2 tRNA genes and 2 rRNA genes are annotated in these 2868 nt (G+C 44.4%); all 4 read right to left on the bottom strand.

The features are described 5' to 3' along the window. Positions 1-533, bottom strand: a 23S ribosomal RNA gene (locus tag FUA22_RS00020); the annotation flags it as partial. 155 nt (positions 534-688) lie between these two features. Further along, a tRNA-Ala gene (locus FUA22_RS00015) sits at positions 689-762 on the bottom strand. A 136-nt stretch (positions 763-898) separates the two neighbouring features. Beyond that, a tRNA-Ile gene (locus FUA22_RS00010) sits at positions 899-972 on the bottom strand. 139 nt (positions 973-1111) lie between these two features. Continuing rightward, positions 1112-2631, bottom strand: a 16S ribosomal RNA gene (locus FUA22_RS00005). Between the last annotated feature and the right edge of the window lie 237 nt (positions 2632-2868).

The following is a 2868-nucleotide window of genomic DNA, read 5'->3' as shown; positions in this document are numbered from 1 at the left end:
CAGGTTCTATTTCACTCCCTTATTCAGGGTTCTTTTCACCTTTCCCTCACGGTACTAGTTCACTATCGGTCTCTCAGGAGTATTTAGCCTTAACGGATGGTCCCGCCAGATTCATACAGGATTACTCGTGTCCCGCACTACTCAGGATACTACTATCTAAACTTCGCTTACCTTTACGAGACTATCACTCTCTATGGTTTGTCTTTCCAAACAATTCTAGTTCACTTAGTGTCGAATATTGTAGTCCTACAACCCCAGTATTGCCGTAACAACACTGGTTTGGGCTAATCCGCGTTCGCTCGCCACTACTAACGGAATCACTTTTGTTTTCTTCTCCTCCGGGTACTTAGATGTTTCAGTTCTCCGGGTTCGCCTCCTTACGGATACTATATCTTCAATATAGTGGGTTGCCCCATTCGGATATCTGCGGATCAAAGTGTATGTGCCACTCCCCACAGCTTTTCGCAGCTTATCACGTCCTTCTTCGCCTCTGAGAGCCTAGGCATTCCCCATACGCCCTTACTTAGCTTATTGTACTTTTTGCTTTTTTAATGAGTTGTGATTAATTAGATTATCGCTCGCGTGATTCTAATTAATCTGAATTATTTTTAATATCAGATAAATCTGATATTAATTTCATGTATCTTTTTCAATATGTCAATGAACGTTTTTCCGTTTAACGGAATTGTGGAGAATATCGGAGTCGAACCGATGACCTCTTGCGTGCAAGGCAAGCGCTCTAGCCAGCTGAGCTAATCCCCCCTTTTAATGAAATTTCAAAAATCAATTCCCAAATCCCAATAAAATAAGATGGATCTCCCAACTTCTAAAATTTCCTTTCAATATTTAATGAACTTCTCTAAAATTGACCCCTTTTTATAAAATCAATCTTAAATCGTAGTCTCAGGCAGACTCGAACTGCCGACCTCTACATTATCAGTGTAGCGCTCTAACCAGCTGAGCTATGAGACTATTTATAGTCTTCAGTTTTCAGTTTTCAGTATCTCTACTGAGCACCGTGTTCTGGTGACTTATTTTTTAAATTAACAGCAATGAGAATAAACTATTTCTTTTCTAAAATAATTTTAACCTACTAGTCGTCTTTCTCTAGAAAGGAGGTGTTCCAGCCGCACCTTCCGGTACGGCTACCTTGTTACGACTTAGCCCTAGTTACCGATTTTACCCTAGGCCGCTCCTTGCGGTGACGGACTTCAGGCACTCCCAGCTTCCATGGCTTGACGGGCGGTGTGTACAAGGCCCGGGAACGTATTCACCGGATCATGGCTGATATCCGATTACTAGCGATTCCAGCTTCACGGAGTCGAGTTGCAGACTCCGATCCGAACTGAGACCGGTTTTATAGATTCGCTCCACCTCGCGGTGTGGCTGCTCTCTGTACCGGCCATTGTAGCACGTGTGTAGCCCAGGACGTAAGGGCCGTGATGATTTGACGTCATCCCCACCTTCCTCACAGTTTGCACTGGCAGTCTTGTTAGAGTTCCCATCTTTACATGCTGGCAACTAACAACAGGGGTTGCGCTCGTTATAGGACTTAACCTGACACCTCACGGCACGAGCTGACGACAACCATGCAGCACCTTGTAAGTAGTCCGAAGAAAGATCTATCTCTAAATCATGCAACTTACATTTAAGCCCTGGTAAGGTTCCTCGCGTATCATCGAATTAAACCACATGCTCCACCGCTTGTGCGGGCCCCCGTCAATTCCTTTGAGTTTCATTCTTGCGAACGTACTCCCCAGGTGGGATACTTATCACTTTCGCTTAGCCACTGAGCCGAAGCCCAACAGCTAGTATCCATCGTTTACGGCGTGGACTACCGGGGTATCTAATCCCGTTCGCTCCCCACGCTTTCGTCCATCAGTGTCAGTACATTATTAGTAATCTGCCTTCGCAATTGGTATTCTATGTAATATCTATGCATTTCACCGCTACACTACATATTCTAACTACTTCATAATGACTCAAGATTAGCAGTATCAAAGGCAGTTCTACAGTTAAGCTGCAGGATTTCACCTCTGACTGACCAATCCACCTACGGACCCTTTAAACCCAATGATTCCGGATAACGCTTGCATCCTCCGTATTACCGCGGCTGCTGGCACGGAGTTAGCCGATGCTTATTCTTACGGTACCGTCAAGCTCCTACACGTAGGAGTGTTTCTTCCCGTACAAAAGCAGTTTACAACCCATAGGGCAGTCTTCCTGCACGCGGCATGGCTGGATCAGAGTTGCCTCCATTGTCCAATATTCCTCACTGCTGCCTCCCGTAGGAGTCTGGTCCGTGTCTCAGTACCAGTGTGGGGGATCCCCCTCTCAGGGCCCCTACCTATCGTTGCCTTGGTGTGCCGTTACCACACCAACAAGCTAATAGGACGCATACTCATCTTACACCGTAACCTTTAATGATAACTCGATGCCAAGTAATCATACTATGGGGTATTAATCTTCGTTTCCAAAGGCTATCCCCCAGTGTAAGGCAGATTGTATACGCGTTACGCACCCGTGCGCCGGTCGTCAGCAAAGAGCAAGCTCTCTCTGTTACCCCTCGACTTGCATGTGTTAAGCCTGCCGCTAGCGTTCATCCTGAGCCAGGATCAAACTCTTCATCGTTAAATTTTTAAGTCTTTTATGACTTTTACTATTTAACAACTAATAGAAATTCTTAGTACTCAAAATGGTTTATTCTCTTGTTTGTAACAACCGTTTCCAATTGTTACTTACGCTGTCAATTCAATATGTTTATGAACTTAATTTTCTCTTTCCTAAACTCGTTTCCTCGTTTAGCGGGTGCAAATATAAAACCCTTTTTTTTTACCCACAATACTTTTTAAATATTTTTTAGAAAAA

The organism is Seonamhaeicola maritimus (assembly GCF_008056315.1).
Classification (GTDB): Bacteria; Bacteroidota; Bacteroidia; order Flavobacteriales; family Flavobacteriaceae; genus Seonamhaeicola; species Seonamhaeicola maritimus.
Note: the sequence above shows the minus strand (reverse complement) of the source record. Positions and strands in the feature narration are given on the sequence as shown.